At 70.6% G+C, this 24,237-nt stretch carries 21 protein-coding genes; 11 read left to right on the plus strand and 10 right to left on the minus strand.

All coding sequences use genetic code 11. From position 1 onward, the window contains the following. Positions 1-5: 5 nt before the first annotated feature. The 5 genes from AC07F3_RS14460 to AC07F3_RS14480 all read right to left on the minus strand — a co-directional run bounded on the left by AC07F3_RS14460 (position 6) and on the right by AC07F3_RS14480 (position 3,662). Positions 6-488: an NUDIX domain-containing protein gene (locus AC07F3_RS14460; RefSeq protein WP_479113852.1), complete on the minus strand. Its 483-nt coding sequence runs from the start codon at positions 486-488 to the stop codon at positions 6-8. Positions 489-546: 58 nt separating this feature from the next. Continuing rightward, a complete protein-coding gene (locus AC07F3_RS14465; RefSeq protein ID WP_479113854.1) occupies positions 547-1,443 on the minus strand; it encodes a LysR family transcriptional regulator in 897 nt (298 codons plus the stop codon). A 219-nt stretch (positions 1,444-1,662) separates the two neighbouring features. After that, complete coding sequence (locus AC07F3_RS14470) at positions 1,663-2,787, minus strand: cystathionine gamma-lyase (protein ID WP_479113856.1); 1,125 nt, start codon at positions 2,785-2,787, stop codon at positions 1,663-1,665. Next, complete coding sequence (locus AC07F3_RS14475) at positions 2,784-3,221, minus strand: low molecular weight protein-tyrosine-phosphatase (RefSeq protein ID WP_479114049.1); 438 nt, start codon at positions 3,219-3,221, stop codon at positions 2,784-2,786. The genes AC07F3_RS14470 and AC07F3_RS14475 overlap by 4 nt, the downstream gene beginning before the upstream one ends. A gap of 60 nt (positions 3,222-3,281) precedes the next feature. Then, on the minus strand, positions 3,282-3,662 hold the full coding sequence (locus AC07F3_RS14480) for a phage holin family protein (RefSeq protein ID WP_479113858.1): 381 nt from the start codon (positions 3,660-3,662) through the stop codon (positions 3,282-3,284). Positions 3,663-3,712: 50 nt separating this feature from the next. Here AC07F3_RS14480 and AC07F3_RS14485 point away from each other — a divergent pair, with 50 nt between their 5' ends. From AC07F3_RS14485 to AC07F3_RS14500, 4 genes are all read left to right on the plus strand, one after another. Continuing rightward, the gene (locus tag AC07F3_RS14485; RefSeq protein ID WP_479113860.1) at positions 3,713-4,030 is read left to right on the plus strand and encodes a cupin domain-containing protein; all 318 of its coding nucleotides are present in this window, start codon (positions 3,713-3,715) and stop codon (positions 4,028-4,030) included. A gap of 161 nt (positions 4,031-4,191) precedes the next feature. Beyond that, positions 4,192-4,404 carry a DUF5326 family protein gene (locus tag AC07F3_RS14490; protein ID WP_479113862.1) on the plus strand — a complete coding sequence of 71 codons (213 nt, stop codon included), beginning with the start codon at positions 4,192-4,194 and terminating at the stop codon, positions 4,402-4,404. Positions 4,405-4,714: 310 nt separating this feature from the next. Then, entirely contained in the window at positions 4,715-5,485 is a 771-nt protein-coding gene (locus AC07F3_RS14495) for an IclR family transcriptional regulator (RefSeq protein WP_479113863.1), read from the plus strand. A 101-nt stretch (positions 5,486-5,586) separates the two neighbouring features. Beyond that, positions 5,587-6,021, plus strand: coding sequence for an SsgA family sporulation/cell division regulator (locus tag AC07F3_RS14500; RefSeq protein ID WP_479113865.1), 435 nt, complete (start codon positions 5,587-5,589; stop codon positions 6,019-6,021). 5 nt (positions 6,022-6,026) lie between these two features. Here the strand turns inward: AC07F3_RS14500 and AC07F3_RS14505 are convergent, their stop codons facing one another. Then, positions 6,027-7,373: a YibE/F family protein gene (locus AC07F3_RS14505; protein WP_479113867.1), complete on the minus strand. Its 1,347-nt coding sequence runs from the start codon at positions 7,371-7,373 to the stop codon at positions 6,027-6,029. A 198-nt stretch (positions 7,374-7,571) separates the two neighbouring features. On the opposite strand from AC07F3_RS14505, the gene thiC reads away from it, so the two are divergent. After that, a complete protein-coding gene (thiC, locus tag AC07F3_RS14510; RefSeq protein WP_479113869.1) occupies positions 7,572-9,350 on the plus strand; it encodes a phosphomethylpyrimidine synthase ThiC in 1,779 nt (592 codons plus the stop codon). A gap of 68 nt (positions 9,351-9,418) precedes the next feature. Here the strand turns inward: thiC and AC07F3_RS14515 are convergent, their stop codons facing one another. The 3 genes from AC07F3_RS14515 to AC07F3_RS14525 form a co-directional block, all read right to left on the minus strand. After that, on the minus strand, positions 9,419-10,264 hold the full coding sequence (locus tag AC07F3_RS14515; protein ID WP_479113871.1) for a hypothetical protein: 846 nt from the start codon (positions 10,262-10,264) through the stop codon (positions 9,419-9,421). A 173-nt stretch (positions 10,265-10,437) separates the two neighbouring features. After that, positions 10,438-11,595, minus strand: a complete 1,158-nt coding sequence (locus AC07F3_RS14520; RefSeq protein ID WP_479113873.1) for a metallophosphoesterase — start codon at positions 11,593-11,595, stop codon at positions 10,438-10,440. Positions 11,596-11,851: 256 nt separating this feature from the next. Next, positions 11,852-12,982 carry a LacI family DNA-binding transcriptional regulator gene (locus AC07F3_RS14525; protein ID WP_469839896.1) on the minus strand — a complete coding sequence of 377 codons (1,131 nt, stop codon included), beginning with the start codon at positions 12,980-12,982 and terminating at the stop codon, positions 11,852-11,854. Positions 12,983-13,391: 409 nt separating this feature from the next. Between AC07F3_RS14525 and hisC the strand changes: the two genes are divergently transcribed. Beyond that, the gene (hisC, locus tag AC07F3_RS14530) at positions 13,392-14,471 is read left to right on the plus strand and encodes a histidinol-phosphate transaminase (RefSeq protein WP_479113875.1); all 1,080 of its coding nucleotides are present in this window, start codon (positions 13,392-13,394) and stop codon (positions 14,469-14,471) included. A 30-nt stretch (positions 14,472-14,501) separates the two neighbouring features. On the opposite strand, the gene AC07F3_RS14535 is transcribed toward hisC, so the two are convergent. Next, positions 14,502-14,882: a cyclophilin-like fold protein gene (locus AC07F3_RS14535; protein ID WP_479113876.1), complete on the minus strand. Its 381-nt coding sequence runs from the start codon at positions 14,880-14,882 to the stop codon at positions 14,502-14,504. Positions 14,883-15,102: 220 nt separating this feature from the next. On the opposite strand from AC07F3_RS14535, the gene AC07F3_RS14540 reads away from it, so the two are divergent. The 5 genes from AC07F3_RS14540 (at position 15,103) to AC07F3_RS14560 (ending at position 24,196) form a co-directional block, all read left to right on the plus strand. Next, positions 15,103-16,611 carry a cytochrome ubiquinol oxidase subunit I gene (locus AC07F3_RS14540; RefSeq protein WP_479113878.1) on the plus strand — a complete coding sequence of 503 codons (1,509 nt, stop codon included), beginning with the start codon at positions 15,103-15,105 and terminating at the stop codon, positions 16,609-16,611. Positions 16,612-16,628: 17 nt separating this feature from the next. Beyond that, complete coding sequence (gene cydB / locus AC07F3_RS14545; RefSeq protein ID WP_479113879.1) at positions 16,629-17,630, plus strand: cytochrome d ubiquinol oxidase subunit II; 1,002 nt, start codon at positions 16,629-16,631, stop codon at positions 17,628-17,630. A gap of 83 nt (positions 17,631-17,713) precedes the next feature. After that, a complete protein-coding gene (cydD, locus tag AC07F3_RS14550) occupies positions 17,714-21,238 on the plus strand; it encodes a thiol reductant ABC exporter subunit CydD (RefSeq protein ID WP_479113881.1) in 3,525 nt (1,174 codons plus the stop codon). 19 nt (positions 21,239-21,257) lie between these two features. Beyond that, positions 21,258-23,015: a sensor histidine kinase gene (locus AC07F3_RS14555; RefSeq protein WP_479113883.1), complete on the plus strand. Its 1,758-nt coding sequence runs from the start codon at positions 21,258-21,260 to the stop codon at positions 23,013-23,015. 110 nt (positions 23,016-23,125) lie between these two features. After that, positions 23,126-24,196, plus strand: a complete 1,071-nt coding sequence (locus tag AC07F3_RS14560) for a M23 family metallopeptidase (protein WP_479113885.1) — start codon at positions 23,126-23,128, stop codon at positions 24,194-24,196. Positions 24,197-24,237 lie beyond the last annotated feature (41 nt).

The following is a 24,237-nucleotide window of genomic DNA, read 5'->3' on the forward strand; positions in this document are numbered from 1 at the left end:
GCCGGCTACCCCAGGTCGGGGGCGTGCATGGCCCGCACACCCTCGATGTTGCCGTCGAGGTAGTGCCGGAGGGACAGCGGCACGAGGTGCACCGAGGCGATGCCGACGCGGGTGAACGGGATGCGGACGATCTCGTACTCCCCGCACGGTTCTTCGATCTCGGGGCCGTGCCGCAGGGAGGGATCCATGGATTCCAGACGGCAGACGAAGAAGTGCTGCACCTTCACCCCGGTCGCGCCGCCGTCGGCGCCGATGTGCTCGACGGTGTCGACGAAGCAGGGCACCACATCGGTGATCTTCGCGCCGAGTTCCTCGTGCACCTCGCGGTGGAGGGCCTCGACGACGGTGGAGTCCTCGGGTTCGACGCCGCCACCGGGGGTGACCCAGTACGGATCCGTGCCGGGCTTGGTGCGCTTGATCAGAATCAGGTCGTCACCGTCAAGCAGAACGGCTCGTGCGGTGCGCTTGACCACTGGACGTACGGTCATGGGAGAAATGTGGCCCGAAGGGACCCCTGCGAAACGCACTGGGCCTCCCCGCCGTTCCTCAGCCCCAGTCGACGGCGGCGCGCAGCAGCCATTCCTGCGCCCGCGCGATGTGCGCGATGCCGAGTGTGCCGGTGCGCACCGCCAGGAAGTAGGTGCGCAGCGGCGGCACGGGAGGGTCGAGGAGCGTCACCACCTCGCCCTGCTCCAGGGCCGTCTCGCACAGGTAGCGCGGCAGCACCGCCAGGCCCGCTCCGGCCGTCACCGCGGCGAGGACCGCCCGCAGGTCGGGGGCGATGACCGTGCCCGCGACCGCCGGTTTGGCGTCGAACACCGACGCCCAGTAGCGCGTGACCAGGGGGAGCGACTCGTGGACCTCCACCACCGGGATCGGCTCCAGGACGTGCGGACCGGCGTGCCGCAGGGCGCCCGGCCCGAGCCGCGCCGCCCAGCGCACCCCGGCGACCAGGACGTGTTCCTCGTCGCACAGCGGAGTCGAGCTCAGCAGCCGACCGCGCGGCCGGGTGGTGGCGATGGCCAGATCGTGGTGGCCGGCGGCCAGGCCCTCCAGGGTCTCCTCGGCACTGCCGAAGGTGGCCCGCAGCGCGAGGCCCTGCGGGACGAGCCGGGTGAGGGCGGGCAGGGCGCGCAGCGAGGTGAACTCGGGCGGTCCGGCCAGATGCAGGGACCGCGGACCCTGCTCCTCGCGGAGACCGGAGTCGGTGATCTCGACGAGTGCGTCCAGGTGCGGCGCCGCCCGCTGGGCCAGCTCGTCGCCGATCGTCGTGGGGGTCACCCCGCGCGCCTGGCGCAGGAAGAGCGGGCGGCCCAACTGCCGCTCCAGAGTGCGTATCTGGCTGGTCACCGCGGGCTGCGAGAGCCCGAGCAGCGCCGCGGCCCGGGTGAAGGAACCGGCCCGGTGCACGGTGACGAACGTACGCAGCAGGGCAAGATCCATGCTGTGCCCTCCCGTCCTGAACTGCCTCACGACGTCCCCGACCGGACACAACTATAAATATGTCGATAGGTCTCTGTCGCTACCGTGATTGGACACTGACGCAGAGTCAACTAGCCTTGTCCGAGCGGTTATCCGTGCACGGAAACCGGGACGGTCCGAGCCATGAGGGGGGAGGCTCGGACCGTCCGTCTTACGTAGTGGATGTGCTCCACACCGAAATCATCCGGCGGAAGCAGCCCGGTCGAGGGCGCGCTCCACATCGGCGATCAGATCCGGGGCGTCCTCCGCGCCGACCGAGAAGCGGATGAAGCCCTCCGCCACCGCGTCGCCGCCCCAGCGGCCGCGCCGTTCGGCCGTGGACCGCACCCCGCCGAAGCTGGTGGCGTCGTCGACGAGCCGCAGCGACTCCAGGAACCGCTCGGCGAAGGCACGGTCGGGCAGGTCGAAGGAGACCACACAGCCGAACCGCCGCATCTGCGCCGAGGCCAGGGCGTACGAAGGGTCCGAGCGCAGTCCCGGGTAGCGCAGTCCGGTCACCTCGCCGCGCTTGGCCAGCGCCTCGGCGAGCGCGAGGGCGGTGGCCGCCTGCCGGTCGACGCGCAACTGCAGCGTCGCCAGCGAACGGTGGGCCAGCCACGCCTCCATGGGCCCCGGGATCGCCCCGACGACCTTGCGCCACGTGCGTACGCGTGCGGCGAGGTCTGGATCGCGGCACACGACATAGCCGAGCAGAACATCGCCGTGGCCGGTCAGGCCCTTGGTGCCGCTGGCGACCGCGAAGTCGGCGCCGAGTTCCAGGGGCCGCTGTCCGAGCGGCGTGGCCAGCGTGTTGTCGACCGCCACTAGGGCGCCCGCCTCGTGGGCGGCCCCAGCCAGTCGGCGTACGTCGCACACGTCGAGCCCCGGGTTGGAGGGCGTCTCGATCCACAGCAGCTTCGCGCCGTCCAGGTGCGCCAGTTGGGCATCGTCGGCGGTCGGGGCGGTGCGCACCTCGATGCCGTACGCCTCCAACTGCTCGCGGACCAGCGGCAGGGCCTGATAGCCGTCGTCCGGCAGGACCACCGAGTCTCCGGCGCGGGCCTGGGAGAGCAGCACGGCCGAGATCGCCGCCATCCCGGAGGCGAACACGATCGCCTCGGCGCTCTCGTCGGGGGACTCCAGCTCGGCAAGGGCCCGCTCCAGGTGGGTCCACGTCGGGTTGGTGTCGCGGCCGTAGGTGTAGGGGCCGCTCGCCTCGCCGGGCAGATGGAAGTGGGCGGCGAACACCGGCCCGGGCAGGGTGGGTTCGTAGGCCACCGGCTCGGGAAGCCCGGCGCGTACCGAACGAGTGCCGTCACCTGTCATGCCGCACGCTCCCTTTCGTCGCGGATGGCGTCGAGCAGCCCCTCGCTCGCCGCCTCCACCATCTCCAGACATTCCTCGAAACCCTCGCGCCCGCCGTAGTACGGATCGGGCACCTCCAGATCTGCCCCGGCACGGGGGTCGTAGGAGCGCAGCAGTCTCACCTTGGCGGCCTCGGCCGGGGTCGGTGCGAGGCGGCGCAGGTCCCGCAGGTGGCCCTCGTCCAGGGCGATCACGAGATCGAGCCGGGCGAACCAGGAAGCGCGGAACTGCCGTGCCGTGTGGGACGTTTCATAACCGTGCTCGTCGAGCACCGAGACGGTGCGCGGGTCGGCCGGGTCGCCCTCGTGCCAGCCTCCGGTCCCCGCGCTCTCCGCCTCGACCAGGCCCGCGAGCCCGGCCTCCGCCACCCGGGCCCGGAAGACGGATTCGGCCATCGGCGAGCGGCAGATGTTGCCCGTGCAGACGAAGCAGACGTAATAGGGGGTGGCCAACGCTCAGTCCTTGCCGTCGGGGAGGACGACGTGCATCGCCCAGGACACGATCGAGATGATCAGGGCGCCGAGCACGGCGGTCCAGAATCCCTCGACGTGGAAGCTGAGGTTGAGCTTGTCGGCGAGCCAGGAGGTCAGCAGCAGCATCAACGCGTTGATCACCAGGGTGATCAGGCCGAGCGTGAGGATGAACAGGGGGAACGACAGGAACTTCACCACGGGCTTCACGACGAAATTCACCACGCCGAAGACCAGCGCGACGAGTATCAGGGTCAGCGCCTTCTTGCCGGTGTTGTCCCCGGTGAGGGTGATGTTCTTCACCAGCCAGATGGCCACCGCGAGGGCGGCCGCGTTGGCGAGCGTCTTGACTACGAAATTCTTCATGGGTCTGATCGTGGCAGACCTGATCCACACGAGCGCAGGGGCAGAGAGCGATGAAAGATTTCCGGCTCGACGAGTTGGAGGCGGAACGGGCCGCCAACGACGGCGCGTACCTCCAGTTCCTGCGGGAGCGGAACATGTCGGCGGGGTTGTACGCCCTCGACGCGGGCGCGCACGACTCCCAGTCTCCGCACGCCCAGGACGAGATCTACTTCGTGGTGAGCGGCCGCGCCTCGATCACCGTGGGCCTGGAGACGACGCAGATCGCGCGCGGCAGCGTGGTCTACGTGCCGGCCGGGGTGGCGCACAAGTTCCACCACATCACCGAGGATCTGAGGGTTCTGGTCGTCTTCTCTCCGCCTGAGAGCTGAGGGTCGTCCCCGATTCTCCCTAGGGGTTCGGTCAGGGGAGTTCAAGGGCTGCGAGGGCCCCGCTCGGTACCCCCTCGCCCCTAGCATCGGGAGTGTCGAAAGCACGGAACTCGTGACCTGACAGAAACCCGACAGAACACCGACAGAAAGAGGTAAGGACGATGGCCGCACGGGAGATATTCGCGGGGATGCCCTGGTGGGTGAAGTGGGTCGCCGTGCCCGTCATCGCCCTGGTCGTGTTCGGCGGTCTGATCGCCAGCGTGGTCGGTTTCCTGTTCGGGCTGCTCTTCAAGGTCCTGGTCTTCGTGGCCCTGGTCGGCGGCCTGATCTACGTCGTGCGGAGGTTCATGTCCTCCTCGCACAGCGACTGGTAGCGGGGCCCGGGCGGAACCTGTGCTTCCGCCCGGAGCCCGTGCCGGGCCCGAACAAGGGCCCGGGCCGACGCGGAGCATCGCGTCCAGGGCGTACGGGGATTAGCCCGGCCGGGGGAACGGACCTGGCCGAACCCCCTTCCTCCACGAGGCCGGCCATTAGAGTGGCAAGTCTCTGCCGCCCCTTGGGAACCACGGGTCCTGACCGGACCTGGCCACCGGCCCGTGACGCCGACCCCGGGTCCGCGGCGGCCGCGCGGGGGTGGCCCCCGCGGGCGGGCGTGTTGCCCGTCAGCACGCCTGGGGGTGACTTGTGGCCACGGCTTCGAATGCCGCCGTCCCTACCCTGATCGGCTCGGTCCAGCGGGCCCTGCGCCTGCTTGAGGCAGTGGGGTCCCACACGGACGGCGCGCCCGCCAAACAGCTGGCGCGCGAGGCGGGACTGCCGCTCCCCACCGCGTACCACCTGCTGCGGACCCTGACCCACGAGGGCTATCTGCGGCGCGAGAACGGGGTGTTCGTCCTGGGCACGGCGGCCGAGCGGCTGGCGGACGGCGGAGCTCTGCAGAATCGTCGCAGCAAGATCACTGATGCGCTCGTCCGCTGGCGGGACTCCATCGGGGTGCCCGTCTACTTCGCCGTCTACCGCGAGGGTGAGATCGAGATCGCCGGGGTCGCCGACACCCCGGCCGCGCCCGCCGTCGAGGAGTGGGCCGACTTCCGCGAGACCGGGCACGCCCACGCGATCGGCCAGTGCCTGCTCAGCCAGCTCGACGAGCGCACCCGCGAGGACTACCTGGACCGGCATCCGGTCGAGGCGATCACCCCCTACACCGTGCGGGACCGACGGGCCCTTGCGGAACGCCTGGCCGCTACGGAGCGTATGCAACCCGTGATCGAACGGCAGGAGTACGCCCTGGGTACCGTCTGCGCCGCCATCCCCATCACGGCCGGTTCCAGCGCCGCGACCATGGCCATTTCCGTACCTCTCCACCAGGAAGAACGGTTGCTGCCCGCGATCGAGCAACTGCGCGGCGAGGTGGGCAGCCTGTTCGGTTCGCTCGCGTTCTCTATCAGTATCTGAAATATCACTCCTTGTGATCTGCTACCGCTTCCAGCACGATGGCGTCAAGAGGGCCATGGGGGATCATTCCTGGCCAGTTCAGCTATAGCGGGGTACGTGCGATGCGTGAAGCGGTTCAGGCAGAAGTGATGATGAGCTTCCTCGTCTCCGAGGAGCTCTCCTTCCGGATCCCGGTGGAGCTGACGTACGAGGCGACCGACCCGTACGCGGTGCGCATGACCTTCCACCTTCCCGGGGACGCGCCCGTCACCTGGGCGTTCGGCCGCGAGTTGCTGCTCGACGGCATCAACAGGCCCGCCGGGGACGGCGATGTGCGGATCGAGCCCAGCGACCCCGAGGAGCTCTCCGACGTGCACATCCGGCTCCAGGTGGGCGGCGACCGGGCCCTCTTCCGAGCCGGCGCGGCGCCCCTGGTGGCTTTCCTCGACCGCACCGACAAGCTCGTCCCGCTCGGCCAGGAGTGGTCGCTCGGCGAGTTCGGCGAGCACCTGGAGGACGCGCTCGGGCGCATCCTCGCGGAGGAGAACGCCGGCTGAGCCGCCTACTTCTTGCGGCGGCGGCCGCCTCCGCCGCGCACCAGGCCGGGGCGCGGCGCCGAGCGGGCCTGGGGAGCGGGCCGGTCCGCGGAGACCACCAGGGCGGCCAGCGCGGTGGTGAGCGGAACGGAGGCGACCAGTCCGATCGATCCGACCAGCGTGCGGACGATCTCCTCGGCGACCAACTCGCTGTTGGCCACCGTGCCCACGCTGCTCTGCGCGATCGAGAACAGCAGCAACAGGGGGAGGGCCGCGCCCGCGTAGGCGAGCACCAGGGTGTTCACCACCGACGCGATGTGGTCGCGGCCGATCCGGATGCCTGCCCGGTAGAGCCCGCGCGGGCCCATCGTCGGGTTCGCGTCGTGCAGTTCCCAGACCGCCGAGGTCTGGGTGACCGTCACGTCGTCGAGGACGCCGAGCGAGCCGATGATGACGCCGGCCAGCAGCAACCCGGACATGTCGATATTGGGGTAGAGACCGTGGATCAGGCCGGTGTTGTCGTCGGTGTTGCCGGTGAGCGAGGCCCAGCCGATGAACAGCGAGCCGAGCAGCCCGATCAGCATCAGCGATGCCAGGGTGCCGAGGACGGCGACCGAGGTGCGCGCCGAGAGCCCGTGGCACATGTAGAGCGCGATCAGCATGATCGCGCTCGCCCCGACCACAGCCACGAGCAGCGGGTTGGAGCCCTGGAGCACCGCCGGGAGGATGAACAGGGTCAGCACGGCGAACGAGACCACCAGGGCGATCAGCGCCATCACCCCGCGCAGGCGGCCTACGACCACGACGGCGAGTGCGAAGATTCCGGCGAGCAGCGCCATGGGGAACCTGCGGTTCACATCGCTCACCGAATACTGCAGGTCATGGGGTGCGTCGGGGGCGTACGCAACGATCACGCCCTGGCCGGCGTGGAGCTGGCGCGGCGAGTCGGGCTGGACGATCTCGGTGAAGGTGCGCCCCTTCTCCTTGCCCGAGGTGACCTCGACGGTGGCCTTGCCGCACAGGCCCCGCTGGGCGTTTCTGGCCTGCTGGCCCTCGGCCGTGGACGTATCGCCGTTCGATGGAGTCTGACCGGCGTTGACCGTTTTGCAGTCGACCTTGTCCACACTGATGACCTTGGCCTGCTGGGTCTGGCGGTCGAAGCCGACGCCCGTGCGCTGGTGTGGCGGGGCGCCGCCCGGCCACAGCACCACGAGCCCCACAAGTACCGCTGTGGAGAAAGGAATCAGCACAGCGGCGATGACTTTGCGCAGGTGCTTCGACACGGGCGCGGCGGGGCCGTGGCCGTGCGAGTGGCCGTGCCCGTGGCCGTGTCCACCGTGCTGGTGCGGAGGGTGCGGTTCTGGTGTGGTCACCGCCCGATCATCGCAAGAACGGAGGGGGCCCTCTGTTCAGCGCGCCAGTGATGACGCTAGCGTGGTGACACCTTTGCACACGCGGGAGCTCGGAGCACCGGGCTGAGAGGGCGCTGAAATCCGTACGAACCGTACGGAAGAGGCTGCGCCGACCGCCGAACCTGTTACCGGGTAATGCCGGCGTAGGGAGTAGGTCTCATGACCGTTCAGGACGCACGCACGCCTGCCTCCAGCACTGAGGAGAGCGGGAAGTCCATCGGCTGGCACAAGGGGTACGTGGAGGGTTCGCGCCCCGACCTCAAGGTGCCGGTCCGCCAGGTGCACCTCACCAACGGCAAGTCCGTGACGCTGTACGACACCTCGGGTCCGTACACCGATCCGACTGTCGAGACCGACGTCCGCCGTGGCCTCGCACCGCTCCGGGAGAACTGGATCATCGGGCGCGGCGACACCGAGGAGTACGCGGGCCGCCCGGTCCGCCCCGAGGACGACGGCATCAAGCACACCTCGCCGCGCGGGGGTCTCAAGAACCTCGACGCCGTCTTCCCCGGCCGCCCGCGCCAGCCCCGCCGGGGCCGCGGCGGCCAGGCCGTCACCCAGCTCGCGTACGCGCGGCGCGGCGAGATCACCCCGGAGATGGAGTACGTCGCGATCCGAGAGAACGTCTCCCCCGAGGTGGTCCGCGAGGAGATCGCGGCGGGCCGTGCGGTGCTGCCCGCCAACATCAACCACCCCGAGATCGAGCCGATGATCATCGGCAAGCGGTTCCTGGTGAAGGTCAACGCCAACATCGGGAACAGCGCGGTCACCTCCTCCATCGAGGAGGAGGTGGACAAGATGACGTGGGCCACGCAGTGGGGTGCGGACACGGTCATGGACCTCTCCACCGGCCGCAACATCCACACCACCCGCGAGTGGGTGCTGCGCAACTCCCCCGTTCCCATCGGCACGGTGCCGCTGTACCAGGCCCTGGAGAAGGTCGACGGCCGCGCCGAGGAGCTGACCTGGGACATCTACAAGGACACGGTCATCGAGCAGGCCGAGCAGGGCGTCGACTACATGACGGTCCACGCCGGCGTGCTGCTGCGCTACGTGCCGCTGACCGCCCGCCGCAAGACCGGCATCGTCTCGCGCGGCGGCTCGATCATGGCCGCGTGGTGCCTGGCGCACCACAAGGAGTCGTTCCTGTACGAGAACTTCGAGGAGCTCTGCGAGATCCTCGCGGCGTACGACGTGACGTACTCGCTCGGTGATGGCCTGCGCCCCGGCTCCATCGCGGACGCCAACGACGAGGCGCAGTTCGCCGAGTTGCGCACGCTCGGGGAACTCAACACGATCGCCAAGCGTCACAACGTACAGACGATGATCGAGGGCCCGGGACACGTCCCGATGCACAAGATCAAGGAGAACATCGACCTCCAGCAGGAGATCTGCGAGGAGGCCCCGTTCTACACCCTGGGGCCGCTGACCACCGATGTGGCGCCCGCCTACGACCACATCACCTCCGGCATCGGCGCGGCGATGATCGCCTGGTGGGGCACCGCGATGCTCTGCTACGTCACGCCCAAGGAGCACCTCGGCCTGCCCAACCGTGACGACGTGAAGACGGGCGTCATCACGTACAAGATCGCCGCGCACGCGGCGGACCTGGCCAAGGGGCACCCGGGCGCGCAGGAGTGGGACGACGCGCTCTCGGACGCCCGGTTCGAGTTCCGCTGGGAGGACCAGTTCAACCTGGCCCTCGACCCGGACACCGCCCGGGAGTTCCACGACGAGACGCTGCCCGCGGAGCCGGCCAAGACCGCGCACTTCTGCTCGATGTGCGGTCCGAAGTTCTGCTCGATGAAGATCTCCCAGGACATCCGGCGCGAGCACGGCGGCGACCTGAAGTCCGAGGAGATCGAGGCCGGGATGGCGGAGAAGTCCCGGGAGTTCGCGGACGCGGGCAACAGGGTCTACCTGCCGATCGCGGACTGAGACGGTGCGGTGCGCGCGCTGTTCCGGGAGCGCGGGGCTTCCGGAACGGCGCACGGCCCGCCGTTCGTTCAGTCCGGCTGGTGCTCGGGTCCGCCGAAGTCGGGGCTGGTGAAGTCCGGGCTGGTGAAGCTCGGGTGGCTGGTGGGGGAGGCGCCCTCGTCGGGACTGTCGAAGCCGGGCCGGCCGTAGCCGAGGGTGGGGATGCGGCCGATCGGGCGGCGCGGGGCCGGCGCGCCGGGGTCGACGCTCGGGTCGGCCAGCGCGTCGCGCAGGAACGGATAGATGCCGCGTTCCAGCAGGGCGTGGCGCCAGGCCTCGCGGGCGCGGGCGAACTCCTGGGTGCGCTCGTCGGGGGCGTCCGCCTCGCTGTCCTCGTCGACGGCCACCACCTGGGTCGCGCCGTTGCGCACCGCGGTGATCAGCAGCCCGACGGCGGCGGCCAGGATCGCGGCCGCGGTCAGCGCGCCGAAGAACCAGCCCGCCGTCAGCATCGTGTCGGCGAAGGCCGGCACCGGGTTGAGCATCTTCAGGATGTAGCCGACCAGCAGGAAGATCGCGGCGGCGGTCCCCGCGAGCACCGGGGCGAGCACGGCGACGACCGCGCCGACACCCGCGCCCGAGGGCTCCAGCGGTACGCCCTCGGCGGGCGCCAGGACGGAGTCGTGCGCGGTGCCGGTGCCGGGCGCGCGCAGCTCTTCGCGCGCCTTGACGTAGTTCTCGTACTCGGCGGCCGCCCGCTCGGTGACGAACGTGCCGGCGGCGAGCACCATGGTGCGCAGCTGCACGGCGTTGAGGCGGTCGCCGATACCGGACAGCTCGGGCCGTTCATGCGCGGTGCGCAGTGCCTCGTCGAGGATCCGCTCGAACTCGGGGCGGTCCTCGGCGAGCAGGTGCGGAGCGCTGTTCATGTGCATCCCCCGATGCTCCGTAGGGCCGGGAAGCCCGCCTGGTGAACGGGCAGTTGGGCGGAAACGGAGGAGAGCCTGCTACGGATAACCCGATGGTAGAGCCGCTACGGCACGGGGTGACAGGGTGTTTCCGGAAATGGCATACCCGGCGCTTTGCGGAACGCCTTCCCGGTCAACCGTCAGCCATGCAGCGGTAGTTGCTGGACCAGCAGCTTTCCGGCCATGGTCACGCCGCCGTCCATGGCGATGGCGAGACCGTCGGCGTAGACGTGGGGCCCCTCGACCACGGGGCGCGAGTCCTCCTCGCCGTCCTCGGTGCCGACCTCCCCGAGCAGATACGGAATGGGGCTGTGCCCGTGCACCACACGCTGCCCGCCGTACGCCGAGAGCAGCTCGCGGGCCGCCTGCGGGCCGGAGTCGTCCCGGAACGCGAAGCGCTTGGTGAACTTGCGGAACAGGTCCCAGCACTCGTCGGCATCGTTGCGGTTGAGGATGGCGTGGACGGTGTCGTTGACGGCCTCGATGGAGTCGCCGTACTCCAGATAGGCGGTCGTGTCGGAGTGCATCAGGAGGTGGTCGTCCTCCTGCTCGATCGCGTCGAGCCGGGACATCCACTGCAGGTGCACGTCCTGGAGCCGGTCCATGTCGGCCTTCTGGCCGCCGTTGAGCAGCCAGGCGGCCTGGAAGGTGGCGGTGCCCGCCCCGGAGTTGACCGGGGTGTCGGCGAACCGCTTGGCGCCGATGAGCAGCAGCTCGTGGTTGCCCATGAGGGCCTTGCAGTATCCGCCGGCGGCCGCGGCCTCGGCGGAGAGCCGCATGACCAGGTCGATGACGCCGATGCCGTCGGGACCCCGGTCGGTGAAGTCGCCGAGGAACCAGAGGCGGGCGGTGCCCGCGGCCCAGTGGCCGGACTCGTCGATGAGGCCCTGGGCGCGCAGGGCGGCCAGGAGTTCGTCGAGATAGCCGTGGACGTCGCCGACGACGTAGAGCGGGCCGGGCCCCTCGGACACCCCGGGCGCGGCGACGGGCTCGACCGTCGGCAGTTGGACGGCGTCCCCCCGGTGGATCACCGGGAGGTCGCGGGCGGTCGGCGTGTAGCCCTCGGGGGGCTCGTCATCCGAATAGGTGCTCACGCCGGGCGCCGGAGCGGACGCGAGCGGCACGGGTGCCTCCGGGTGACCGGCGGGCGGCTCCTGGCGGAAGACGTGCGCCGCGGGGTCCGGATGCGCGACCGGTTCCTCCGGCGGTGGCACGGGGGTCTGTTGCGCGTACGGCGGCACCCGGAAATCACGCAACGTCTCCGTCCGCACGGGTCCCTGACCGGCCCCCTGAGTCATCGACCCCTCCACCACCGTCGCGCCGCCGTACACCGTGGGAGCCGCCAGGTCGGGCGGGGCTCCGTGGTGTCGTGCGCCCATCATAGGAATGCGCCTCATGGTGTGTGACGCACCAGGGGTGGTCAATCCGGGTGCGAGGGACCTTCTCGGGGGCTTATGTCCCCAATGTGATGGTCCAGTCCAGGCCGAAGTCTGCGGTTCGGGCCATTGTGGAGTCATCTGTGTCCCGGCCGGGGGTCAGTGCCCGGCCGGGAGTTCACTCCTTGTTGGGGCCCGCCTGGTCCTTGGCCGGGGAGCGGGGCGGGCTGACCGTGGTGCGCGGCGGGCGTCGCTGGGACGACGTCCGCACGATCAGTTCGGTCGGTATCACCTGCTCGATCGGGTGACCGTTGTCGATTCCCTCGATCGCGTCGATGAGGAGCTGGACCACCGCCGTGCCGATGCGCCGCGGTTTGAGCGAGAGGGTGGTGATGGGCGGTTCGGTGGTGGCGTACACGGTCGACTCGCTGCAGCACACGAGGAGCAGGTCCTCGGGCACCCGCAGGCCGTAGCGCCGGGCGGCCGCGAGCAGGTCGGTGCCGTTGGGATCGAAGAGTCCGTAGACGGCGTCGGGCCGGTCGGGGCGGGCGAGCAGCCGGTCGGCTGCGACGGCGCCCGCACAGGGGTCGTGGGCCGGGTAGGACTCGTACACCGGATCCTGGCCGACGCGTTCGCACCAGCTCAGATAGGCCTCGGTGGAGAGCCGGGTGTAGGTGTCGGTGGTGGTCCCGGTGAGCAGGCCGATCCGGCGGGCGCCGGCGGCGGCGAGATGGTCGAGCAGATCGAGTACGGCGGCCTCGTGGTCGTTGTCCACCCAGGCCGTGACGGGCAGGGAGCCCGCCGGGCGGCCGTCGGAGACGACGGGAAGGCCCTGGCGTACGAGTTCGCTGACGACGGGGTCCTGGTCGGAGGGGTCGATGACGACGGTGCCGTCGAGGGCGACGTTCGACCAGACGTCCGCCGGGCTGCGGCGTGAGGTGGCGGGCAGGATGACGAGGGCGTAGCCGCGGGCCAGCGCGGCGGAGGTCGCGGCTCTGGCCATCTCGGCGAAGTACGCGAATTCGGTGAAGGTGAAAGGTTCATCCCCGTAGGTCGTCACGGTCAGGCCGATGAGGCCCGACTTTCCGGTACGGAGCGTGCGGGCCGCTGCGGATGGGCGGTAGCCCAGCCGGTCTGCGACCTCGCGGACGTGGCGGCGGGTGGCGTCGGGGAGCCGGCCCTTGCCGTTGAGCGCGTCGGAGACGGTCGTGATGGAGACACCGGCGGCGGCGGCCACGTCCCGAATGCCCGCCCGCCCCAGCCGGCGACCGGTCGACCGGCTCACCTGGTGCTTCCCTGCTGCTGTCATGGCGAGCCGATAGTAGGGCGATGACGGGCGGTTGGCCCGGGTGCATATGCACGCGTTGACAGGCACGATTCTGCATGATCGTAAATGGTCAATGGCCTTGATATGCAAGGAAGTTGGGCGTTCTGGCGTTGTGGTGACGCTTGTCGACCCGTGGGCGGCTGACAACTGTCCGATGTTTCGAAGAGGTCTCAACTCACCTTCACGGGTGATGCGCGCCACGGCGCGAGCCACCGGCGCATGGCCGTACGAGGAGCGCTCCCCCCTCCCCGTACGCCCGCCGGGAACCGGTTCCCGTCCCCTATTCGCAGGGAGGCCGAATCCTCATAAGGTGAGGAGTATTGGATGTGTACGGGGCTGTCCGCGGCGGCGGGCACGAGCCCCTGCACGGAACGGTCGAGGAGGACCTGCGGTGAGCGAGACGAGCCCCAAGCTGCGCGCCGAGCTGGACGGCATCCCCACCTACAAGCCCGGCAAGCCCGCGGCGTCGGACGGTCCGGCCGCCTACAAGCTCTCCTCGAACGAGAACCCCTACCCGCCGCTCCCGGGCGTGCTGGAGAGCGCGATGGCGGCCGCGGGAAACTTCAACCGGTACCCGGACATGGCGTGCACCGGATTGATGAACGAGCTCGCCGAGCGTTTCGGGGTCCCGCTGTCGCACCTGGCCACCGGCACCGGCTCGGTGGGCGTGGCCCAGTCGCTGATCCAGTCCACCTCCGGCCCCGGTGACGAGGTCATCTACGCCTGGCGCTCCTTCGAGGCGTACCCGATCATCACCCAGATCAGTGGAGCGACGTCCGTCCAGGTGCCGCTGACCTCCGGCGAGGTGCACGACCTCGACGCGATGGCCGACGCGATCACCGACCGGACGCGGCTGATCTTCGTCTGCAACCCGAACAACCCGACCGGCACGGTGGTGCGCCGGGCCGAGCTGGAGCGCTTCCTGGACCGGGTGCCCTCGGACGTCCTGGTGGTGCTCGACGAGGCCTACCGGGAGTTCATCCGCGACGCCGAGGTGCCGGACGGCCTCGAGATCTACCGCGACCGGCCGAACGTGGCGGTCCTGCGCACCTTCTCCAAGGCGTACGGCCTCGCGGGGCTGCGGGTCGGCTTCGCCGTGGCGCACGAGCGGGTCGCAGCGGCGCTGCGCAAGACGGCGGTGCCCTTCGGCGTCAGCCAGCTGGCCCAGGAGGCGGCGATCGCCTCACTGCGTGCCGAGGACGAACTGATGGGCCGTGTCGGCTCGTTGGTGTGCGAGCGGCAGCGGGTGTACGAGGGCCTGGCGCAGCAGGGCTGGACCGTGCCCGAGACGCAGGCGAACTTCGTCTGGCTGCGCCTCGGGGAGCGCACGGTCGACTTCGCCGCGGCGTGCGAGGCGGCGGGCGTGGTGGTGCGCCCGTTCGCGGGTGAGGGTGTGCGCGTCACGATCGGCGAGAGCGAGGCCAACGACCTGTTCCTCAAGGTCGCCGAGGGCTTCCGCAAGCAGGCCTGACGCGCTTCCACCGGCATCCGGGGCGGCGTCTCAGAGGGCGTCGACCCGGATCGGGTCGCCGGAGCGGACCGTGGCGAGCAGCCGGGGGTCGCCGTCGATCCGGCCGAGGATGTTGCACGGGCTCGCGAGCCGGCACTCCTCACCTCGGGAGATGGGCGTGGGGCCGTACGGCAGCGCGAGCGCGTCGCCGTCGGTCCAGAACGCCACGGTGCCCGGCTCCACGACCTGCCGGGCGTCCGCCTCCCTGGCGGGGGAGACGGGGGTGTCGAAATAGACCTCCTCGCCCCAGGTGTGGGCGGTGGAGGTGATCGGGAGGGCCTCCGCGAGCGCCTTGCTCGTGGGGGTTGCTTCGAGCGTCGCGGTGAGGCTGCCCGCGGGCCATGAGATGCGTATGCGCAGCTGGTTCTCCATGGCGCCGAATTCAACAATATGTTGAAACTCTTGGGAAGAGCCTGTCCACGTTCGCCCGCGCCCGCAAAGGGGACCCCCCTGAAAGATGTCGACAGCCAGTGCGACATAATGCTTGTGAATGTGAACGCGTTCACAAGCGTGTCCCGCTTCATCCCATGATCGGTGGGATTAAAGGGGCAAGCTGCGGCTGTGACCACGGCGATGTAAGGAGAGTGCCGACGTGGACCTGGCTCTGGCGCCGGAGACCCTGGCGCGATGGCAGTTCGGTATCACCACCGTCTACCACTTCCTCTTCGTCCCCCTGACGATCTCGCTGGCCGCGCTCGTCGCGGGCCTGGAGACCGCCTGGGTGCGGACGGGGAAGGACAAGTACCTCAAGGCGACGAAGTTCTGGGGCAAGCTCTTCCTGATCAACATCGCGATGGGTGTGGTCACGGGCATCGTCCAGGAGTTCCAGTTCGGCATGAACTGGTCCGACTGCTCGAGGTTCGTCGGTGACGTCTTCGGCGCCCCGCTCGCCTTCGAGGCACTCATCGCCTTCTTCTTCGAGTCCACCTTCATCGGGCTCTGGATCTTCGGCTGGGACAAGCTGCCGAAGAAGATCCACTGTGCCTGCATCTGGCTGGTCTCGATCGGCACCATCCTGTCCGCCTACTTCATCCTGGCGGCCAACTCCTGGATGCAGCACCCGGTCGGCTACAAGCTCAACAAGGCCACCGGGCGCGCGGAGCTCACCGACTTCTGGCACGTCCTGACCCAGGACACCACCCTGGTCGTCGTCTTCCACACGCTGACCGCCGCCTTCCTGACCGGTGGCGCGTTCATGGTCGGGGTCGCGGCCATCCACCTGCGCCGCAAGAAGCACATCCCGGTGATGCGCACCTCGCTGCGGCTCGGCCTGGTGACGCTGGTGATCGGCGGACTGCTCACGGCCGTCAGCGGTGACTCGCTCGGCAAGGTCATGTTCAAGCAGCAGCCGATGAAGATGGCCGCCGCCGAAGCCCTGTGGGACGGCCAGAACTCCGCACCCTTCTCGATCTTCGCCGTCGGCGACGTGGCCAAGGGCCACAACGACGTCGAGATCTCGGTGCCCGGAATACTGTCCTTCCTCGCCGACAACAACTTCTCCTCCTACGTCCCCGGCATCAACGACGTGAACAAGGCGGAGCAGCAGAAGTTCGGGCCCGGCGACTACCGGCCCAACATCCCGGTCACCTTCTGGGGCTTCCGATGGATGATCGGCTTCGGCATGACGTCCTTCGTCATCGGCCTCGTCGGACTCTGGCTCACCCGCAAGAAGTTCATGCTGGCACCGGGGATGAGGACCGGTGAGGACGAGGTGCCGAACCTGGTGCTCTTCAAGAGCACGCCCCTCGGCGCCCGACTGACCAAGTGGTACTGGTTCGCCGCCGTCTGGACGCTCGGCTTCCCGCTGATCGCCAACTCCTGGGGCTGGATCTTCACCGAGATGGGCCGCCAGCCCTGGGTGGTGTACGGCGTGCTGCGCACCAAGGACGCGGTCTCCCCCACGGTCTCGCAGGGCGAGGTTCTCACCTCGATGATCGTCTTCACCCTGCTGTACGCCGTGCTCGCCGTGATCGAGGTCAAGCTCCTCGTCAAGTACGTCAAGGCCGGCCCGCCCGAGCTCACGGACGACGACCTCAACCCGCCCACCAAGATCGGCGGGGACCACCGCGACCCCGACCGGCCGATGGCCTTCTCGTACTGAGCTGAGGAGATCGAGGCATGGAACTCCACGACGTCTGGTTCGTACTCATCGCCGTCCTGTGGATCGGCTACTTCTTCCTGGAGGGATTCGACTTCGGGATCGGCATCCTGACGAAGCTGCTGGCCCGGGACCGCACAGAGAAGCGCGTCCTGATCAACACCATCGGGCCGGTCTGGGACGGCAACGAGGTGTGGCTGCTCACGGCCGGCGGCGCGACCTTCGCCGCCTTCCCCGAGTGGTACGCGACGCTCTTCTCCGGCTTCTACCTGCCGCTGCTGATCATCCTCGTCTGTCTGATCGTCCGCGGGGTCGCCTTCGAGTACCGGGCGAAGCGGCCGGAGGACAAGTGGCAGCGCAATTGGGAGCAGGCCATCTTCTGGACCTCGCTCATCCCGGCGTTCCTCTGGGGCGTGGCCTTCGCCAACATCACGCGCGGTGTGAAGATCGACGCGCACATGGAATACGTGGGCACCTTCTGGGACCTGCTCAACCCGTTCTCGATCCTGGGCGGGCTGGTCACGCTCTTCCTGTTCACCTTCCACGGTGCGGTGTTCGCCTCGCTCAAGACGCTCGGGGACATCCGCGAGCGGGCCCGCGCGCTGGCGCTCAAGCTGGGCCTGGCCACGGCCGTGCTCGCGCTCGGCTTCCTGATCTGGACGCAGGCCTCGCGCGGAGACACGAAGAGCCTGGTCGCGATGGCCGTTGCCGTACTCGCACTGGTCGGGGCGATCGCGGCCATCAAGATCGGGCGCGAGGGCTGGTCGTTCGCGCTGTCGGGCATCACGATCGCGGCCGCGGTGGCGATGCTCTTCCTGACGCTCTTCCCGAACGTCATGCCGTCCTCGCTGAACGACGCCTGGAACCTCACGGTCTCCAACGCCTCGTCCAGCCCGTACACACTGAAGATCATGACCTGGTGTGCGGGGATCGCGACCCCGGTCGTGCTCCTCTACCAGGGCTGGACCTACTGGGTGTTCCGCAAGCGGATCGGCACGAAGAACATCGCCGACGCGCACTGACCCTCGGGTCGCCACGCTCAACGGGGGTGTGTTTCACGTGAAACACACCCCTCCTGCCCCGCTCTGATCCTTCCGGTTGGGGGATGTTTCACGTGAAACCGATCGACCCGCGCCTGCTCCGGTACGCCCGCGCCACCCGGTTCTTCCTCGCCGTGGTGGTGGCCCTCGGTCTGGTCGGAGCCGGGCTGATCGTTGCCCAGGCCATGCTCATCGCCGACGTCGTCGTGGGCGCGTTCCAGCACGGCCACGACGCGGCCGGACTGCGTACGCCGCTCCTGTACCTGGCGGCGGTCGCGGTCGGGCGGGGTCTGGTCTCCTGGCTGACCGAGCTCGCCGCACACCGGGCGAGCGCGGCGGTCAAGTCGGAACTGCGGGGCAGGCTCCTGGAGCGGGCGGCCGGACTCGGCCCCGAGTGGCTGAGCGGCCAGCGCACGGGTTCGCTGGTCGCGCTCGCCACCCGTGGTGTCGACGCCCTCGACGACTACTTCGCGCGCTATCTCCCGCAGCTGGGCCTCGCCGTCGTGGTGCCGGTGGCGGTGCTCGCGCGCATCGTCACCGAGGACTGGGTGTCCGCGGCCACGATCGTCATCACTCTGCCGCTCATCCCGCTGTTCATGATCCTCATCGGCTGGGCCACCCAGTCGCAGATGGACCGTCAGTGGCGGCTGCTGTCCCGTCTGTCGGGGCACTTCCTCGACGTGGTCGCCGGGCTGCCCACGCTGAAGGTGTTCGGGCGGGCCAAGGCCCAGGCCGAGTCGATCAGGACGATCACCGCCGAGTACCGCCGGGCGACCCTGAAGACCCTGCGGATCGCCTTCATCTCGTCCTTCGCACTGGAACTGCTCGCGACGATCTCGGTGGCGCTGGTCGCGGTCGGCATCGGTATGCGCCTGGTCCACGGCGACCTCGACCTCTACACCGGCCTGGTGATCCTGATCCTGGCCCCGGAGGCGTACCTGCCGCTGCGCCAGGTCGGGGCGCAGTACCACGCGGCGGCGGAAGGGCTCTCGGCCGCTGAGGAGATCTTCGAGGTCCTGGAGACCCCGCTGCCCGAGACCGGCACGGGCGAGGTGCCCGCCGGCCCCGTCCGCATCGAGATCGACGCCGTGACCGTGCGCCACCCCGGACGTACGGAACCCTCCCTGGCCGCCGCCTCCCTCGTGGTGGAGCCGGGCGAGACGGTGGCGCTGACCGGGCCCAGCGGCGTCGGAAAGTCCACGCTCCTCAACGCGGTGCTCGGCTTCGTCGCCCCCGAGGACGGCGGCCGGGTCCTCGTCTCGGGGGCGGACCTCTCCACGCTCTCCCTCGCTCACTGGCGGGAGCGGATCGCCTGGGTGCCGCAGCGTCCCCACCTCTTCGCGGGGTCCGTCGCGGAGAACGTCCGCCTCGCCCGCCCGGACGCTTCCGACGCGGCCGTGCTCGACGCGCTGCGCGCAGCGGGAGCGGACGACTTCGTGGCCGCGCTGCCGGACGGCGCGGCCACGCTCCTGGGCGAGGACGGCGCCGGCCTCTCGGCCGGGCAGCGCCAGCGTCTCGCCCTGGCCCGGGCCTTCCTGGCCGACCGGCCGGTGCTGTTGCTCGACGAACCGACGGCCGCGCTCGACGGCGCGACCGAGGCGGGCATCGTCGACGCGGTGCGCAGGCTGGCGGTCGGCCGTACCGTCCTGCTCGTCGTGCACCGCCCCGCGCTGCTGGCGGTCGCGGACCGGGTGGTGGAGCTGAGGCGCGCCGAGGCGCCGCGCCGCGCTCCGGCACGAGGAGCGCCCTCCCCCGCCCCAAGTGGCAGGAAAGCGGCGCCGGTTGAGGGGCCGGTCGTGGTCACGGCCGGGGTGGGCGGCCCGGCCACGCGCAGGCCGCTCGCCCGGGTCCGCGCCGCGGCCCGTGGACTGCGTGGCCGCCTCGCCCTCGCCCTGCTCCTCGGCGCGCTGGCGCTCGGCTCGGCCGTGGGCCTGATGGCCACCTCCGGCTGGCTCATCTCACGGGCGTCCCAGCAGCCACCCGTGCTCTATCTGATGGTGGCCGTCACCGCGACCCGGGCCTTCGGGATCGGCCGCGCCGTGTTCCGCTACGCCGAGCGCCTCGTCTCACACGACGCCGTGCTGCGGATGCTCGCCGAACTGCGGGTCGCGGTCTACCGGAGGCTCGAGCGCATCGCGCCCGCGGGGCTGCGCACGACCCGGCGCGGCGACCTGCTCTCCCGCCTCGTCGCCGATGTGGACGAACTCCAGGACTACTGGCTGCGCTGGGCCCTCCCGGCCGGGGTCGCCGTCGTCGTCTCCGTACTCAGCGCCGCGTTCACCGCGTGGCTGCTGCCCGAGGCCGGTGCCGTGCTCGCCGCGGGACTCCTCGTCGCCGGGGTCGTGGTGCCGTGCGTCAGCGGAGCCATGGCGCGGCGGGCCGAGCAGCAGCTGGCCCCGGCGCGCGGGACGCTCGCCACCCGGGTGGCCGATCTGCTCACCGGGACCGGCGAGCTGACCGTGGCAGGTGCCCTCGGCCGCCGTGCGCGTGACGTGAGTGACGCCGACGCGCGGCTGACCCGGATCGCCTCGCGGGGCGCCGCCGCCACCGCGCTCGGCGGCGGGCTCTCCGCGCTGGTCTGCGGGCTCACCGTGGCCGCCGCCGCGCTGGTCGGCGCGCAGGCGGTCGCGGCCGGCCGACTCGACGGGGTACAGCTCGCGGTGGTCGTGCTGGTTCCGCTCGCGGCCTTCGAGGCCGTCACCGGGCTTCCGCTCGCCGTGCAGTCCCGCCGACGGGTCCGGCGCAGCGCGGAACGCGTCTACGAGGTGCTCGACGCCCCCGCCCCCGTGCAGGAGCCGGACGAGCCGCTCGCCCTGCCCACCTCGCCGTTCCCGCTGGAGCTGCGCGGTCTCAGCGCCCGGTACGCCGGGCAGCGGCGGGACGCGCTGCACGACTTCGGGCTGCGCCTCACCGAGGGCATGCGGGTCGCCGTCGTCGGGGCCTCGGGCTCCGGCAAGACCACGCTCGCCCAGGTGCTGCTCCGCTTCCTGGACCCCCAGCAGGGCGCGTACGAGATCGGAGGGAGCGACGCGAGCCGGCTCGACGGCGACGACGTGCGGCGGCTCGTCGGGCTGTGCGCCCAGGACGCCCACCTCTTCGACAGCTCCGTACGGGAAAACCTGCGGCTGGCCCGCACCGACGCGACCGACGAGGAACTGCGCGCCGCCCTGCGGCGGGCCCGGCTCCTGGACTGGGTGGACGGGTTGCCCGAGGGGCTCGACACCCTCGTCGGCGAACACGGCGCCCGGCTCTCCGGTGGCCAGCGCCAGCGGCTCGCGCTGGCCCGTGCCGTGCTCGCCGACTTCCCGGTCCTGGTCCTCGACGAGCCCGCCGAACATCTGGACCTCGCGACCGCCGACGCGCTCACCGCCGACCTCCTGGCCGCCACCGAAGGCCGTACGACCGTGCTCATCACCCACCGGCTGCGCGGCCTCGAAGCCGTCGACGAGGTGGTGGTGCTCGACGAGGGCCGCACCGTGCAACGCGGCGCGTACGACGATCTCGCACTGGTCGACGGGCCGCTGCGACGCATGCTGGAGAGGGAGCGGGAGACCGAGGCCGCGCAGTACCCGACTTTCCTCGCCAAATAGGACTAACTAGTCTCAAGACATGCCAGTGCCGCCAGACCCGAAGAGGCCGACGGGCCACCAGGACGTCAAGGACCTGGACCGCCAGGACCAGGACCCGCTCGAAGCGGCGACCCGGGCCACCCGCAGTCTGCAAGGGCTGTCCACCGAGCTCACCGCTCGCGTGCCGCAGCTGCTGGAGGCGATGCGTTCGGTGGGCACCGGCCTCGAGCTGCACTCCACGCTGGACCGGATCTGTGAGACGGCCGCCGAGCTCGCCTCCGCGCGCTACGCGGCCATCGGGGTCGTCGACGAGGAGGGCCGCGGGCTCTCCGACTTCGTGACGTACGGCGTGAGCGATGAGGAGGCCCGTGCGATCGGGCGCCGGCCCGATGGGCACCGCGGGCTGCTCGGCTGGCTGATCCACCATCCCGAGCCGCTGCGGCTCGCCGAGATCTCGGCCGACCCCCGCTCGGCCGGGCTGCCCCCGAACCACCCCCCGATGCGCACCTTCCTCGGCGTCCCCATCCGCGTGCAGGGCGAGATCTTCGGCAACCTCTATCTGACCGAGAAGCACGAGGGAGCGCAGTTCAACGACTACGACCTGCACATGGTGCGGGTGCTGGCCACCGAGGCCGGGATCGCCATCGGCAACGCGCGGCTCTACGAGGCGGCCCGCCAGCGCGAGCGGTGGATCGACGGCTCGGTCGCCGTCACCACGGCCCTGCTGTCGGGGGGCGACGCGGACGACGCTCTGGAGGTCGTCGCCGAACAGGCCCGCCACCTGGCCGTCTCCGACGCCGGGATAGTGCTGCTGCCCGCGGAAGAGGGCGGGCTGGAGATCGTCGCGGTCTCCGCCGACAACCCGCGTGTCTCGCTGGGAGTGGTGATCCCGCCGGAGAGCCCGGTCGTCTCCACCCTGCTGGACGGCGAGGCGGTCTTCGTCGACGACGCCGCCACCGACCCGCGCATGATCACCAAGCTATCGGAGCGGTACGGGCCGAGCATGCTGCTGCCGTTGCAGAGCGGTGGCCGGGTCCTGGGCGCTCTCGCCACGCCCCGGGTGCGCGGCGGGCGCCCCTTCACCGAGGCGGAGCGGACGCTGGCCAGCCAGTTCGCCTCGCAGGCCGCGCTCGCCCTGATGATGGCCGAGGCCCAGCGGGACCGGGAGCGGCTCGCGGTGTACGAGGACCGCGACCGGATCGCCCGTGACCTGCACGACCTGGTCATCCAGCGCCTCTTCGCCACCGGAATGATGCTGGAGGGCGCCCAGCGCAAGTCGGTCGTGCCCGAGGTGCAGGGCGGCATCGGCAAGGCGGTCGACGAACTCGACGTCACCATCCAGGAGATCCGCACCGCGATCTTCGCGCTCCAGCAGGGCCCGGCCGAGGCCCCGTCGGGGCTCCGCACCCGCGTCCTGCGGGAGATCAACATGGCGGCCGTGCCGCTCGGCTTCAAGCCGGCCCACCGCTTCCTCGGCGCCGTCGACACCCTGGTCGGCGAGCTGACGGGCAAGAACCTGATCGCGGCGCTGCGCGAGGCGCTCTCGAACGCGTTCCGGCACGCCGAGGCCTCCCGGATCGAGGTCGTCGTCGATGCCACGGCACAGCTGCCGGACGGCAGCGCGGGTGTGCGGCTGACCGTCGCGGACAACGGGGTCGGCATCCCGCCGGGCGGCCGCCGCAGCGGACTGCGCAACCTCCAGCGGCGTGCGGAGGCGCTGGGCGGATCGAGCTCGTACGGACCGGGACTGGGCGACGGCGGAGGCGGCACGACCGTCGTCTGGGAGGCGCCGCTCTGACCGGATGAGCCGGTCGGCACCGGGCCGAGGTACGCCAGGTGGGCGGAGCCGCACGCCCGCGGGAGGTGTGTTTCACGTGAAACACACTCCGGCCGCGCGACGATCCGGGCATGCGATCCGGGCGCCGGTACAGAATCCTCGGGCGAGTGCTGGCCCTCCTTGTCTGCCTGCCGGGCACGGTCGCGGCGTCCTCCGGCGGCCCTGACGGGCCCGGCCCGAGCGCGTCGGTGGCACGGCTCTACGAGGACGCGGCCAACGCCACCGCCGCGTACGAGCAGGGCAGTCGGGCCGCCGACGAACAGGAGCGGCGCGCCCACCGTCTCGACCGGCTCCTGGCGGCCCGCACGAGGGACGTCGGCCGACTGCGGGCCGACATGGGCCGGGTGGCGCGGGCTCAGTACCGGATCGGCGGGACCACCTCGTACACGGTGCAACTCCTGCTCGCCCGGGACCCCGAGGAGCTGATGCGGTCCCAGCATCTGGCGTGGCAGGCGGACCTGGCCGTGAGCAGGCTCTACGACAGGACGCTGCGGGCCGAGCGGACCTTCGCGGCGGCCGAGCACACCGCCCGGACCGCGTGGCACGACCTCGCGGTCCGACGCGAGAGGCTCGCCGCGATCAGGCGGGGGCTCACCGAGCGCCTGGAAGAGGCGCGGTGGAAGCTTCAGGACGAGGCCCAGCTGAGCGTGACGGCGGGCCGGTGCCGCGGTGCCGAACGGCTCGCGCAACCATCGTTCGCGGAGCTCGGCTGGGTCGCTCCGGTGGAGGAGTACGAACTCTCTGCGGGCTTCGACAGCGCGGGTGAGCACTGGGCGAACCGGCACACCGGCCAGGACTTCGCCGTGCCCATCGGGACGCCGGTCCGCGCGGTCGGCCCGGGCCGGGTCTTCTCGGTCTCGTGCGGCGGCAGCTTCGGCATCGAGGTCGTGGTGGGCCACCCCGGCGGCTGGTACTCGCAGTACGCGCACCTGGCCGCGGTGGCGGTCGACCAGGGCGAGCGGGTGCGCACCGGCCAGTGGATCGGGCAGAGCGGCACCACCGGCAACTCCACCGGTCCGCACCTCCACTTCGAGGTGCGGCTCACGCCCTACCTGGGGTCCGGGGTGGATCCCGTCCGCTGGCTGGGCGACCACGGTGTGGTCCTGCGGAGCACACCGCAGGAGCCGGTGGCCGGTCCTTAGCGGGCCTGTCCGCCCTCCCGCAGCGCGGACATCACCTCGCG

This window comes from Streptomyces sp. NPDC045846, assembly GCF_056431605.1.

What these genes read in the sequence shown, in the direction of transcription:
- AC07F3_RS14490 (WP_479113862.1), top strand. Translation starts at nt 4,192, where the DNA reads ATGGCCGCACGGGAGATATTCGCGGGGATGCCCTGGTGGGTGAAGTGG.
- cydB (WP_479113879.1), top strand. Translation starts at nt 16,629, where the DNA reads ATGGAACTCCACGACGTCTGGTTCGTACTCATCGCCGTCCTGTGGATC.
- AC07F3_RS14525 (WP_469839896.1), bottom strand. Translation starts at nt 12,982, where the DNA reads ATGACAGCAGCAGGGAAGCACCAGGTGAGCCGGTCGACCGGTCGCCGG.
- AC07F3_RS14470 (WP_479113856.1), bottom strand. Translation starts at nt 2,787, where the DNA reads ATGACAGGTGACGGCACTCGTTCGGTACGCGCCGGGCTTCCCGAGCCG.
- AC07F3_RS14515 (WP_479113871.1), bottom strand. Translation starts at nt 10,264, where the DNA reads ATGCACATGAACAGCGCTCCGCACCTGCTCGCCGAGGACCGCCCCGAG.
- AC07F3_RS14500 (WP_479113865.1), top strand. Translation starts at nt 5,587, where the DNA reads ATGCGTGAAGCGGTTCAGGCAGAAGTGATGATGAGCTTCCTCGTCTCC.
- AC07F3_RS14520 (WP_479113873.1), bottom strand. Translation starts at nt 11,595, where the DNA reads ATGACTCAGGGGGCCGGTCAGGGACCCGTGCGGACGGAGACGTTGCGT.
- AC07F3_RS14475 (WP_479114049.1), bottom strand. Translation starts at nt 3,221, where the DNA reads ATGGCCGAATCCGTCTTCCGGGCCCGGGTGGCGGAGGCCGGGCTCGCG.
- thiC (WP_479113869.1), top strand. Translation starts at nt 7,572, where the DNA reads ATGACCGTTCAGGACGCACGCACGCCTGCCTCCAGCACTGAGGAGAGC.
- cydD (WP_479113881.1), top strand. Translation starts at nt 17,714, where the DNA reads ATGTTTCACGTGAAACCGATCGACCCGCGCCTGCTCCGGTACGCCCGC.
- AC07F3_RS14560 (WP_479113885.1), top strand. Translation starts at nt 23,126, where the DNA reads ATGCGATCCGGGCGCCGGTACAGAATCCTCGGGCGAGTGCTGGCCCTC.
- AC07F3_RS14460 (WP_479113852.1), bottom strand. Translation starts at nt 488, where the DNA reads ATGACCGTACGTCCAGTGGTCAAGCGCACCGCACGAGCCGTTCTGCTT.
- AC07F3_RS14555 (WP_479113883.1), top strand. Translation starts at nt 21,258, where the DNA reads ATGCCAGTGCCGCCAGACCCGAAGAGGCCGACGGGCCACCAGGACGTC.
- AC07F3_RS14465 (WP_479113854.1), bottom strand. Translation starts at nt 1,443, where the DNA reads ATGGATCTTGCCCTGCTGCGTACGTTCGTCACCGTGCACCGGGCCGGT.
- AC07F3_RS14480 (WP_479113858.1), bottom strand. Translation starts at nt 3,662, where the DNA reads ATGAAGAATTTCGTAGTCAAGACGCTCGCCAACGCGGCCGCCCTCGCG.
- AC07F3_RS14535 (WP_479113876.1), bottom strand. Translation starts at nt 14,882, where the DNA reads ATGGAGAACCAGCTGCGCATACGCATCTCATGGCCCGCGGGCAGCCTC.
- AC07F3_RS14485 (WP_479113860.1), top strand. Translation starts at nt 3,713, where the DNA reads ATGAAAGATTTCCGGCTCGACGAGTTGGAGGCGGAACGGGCCGCCAAC.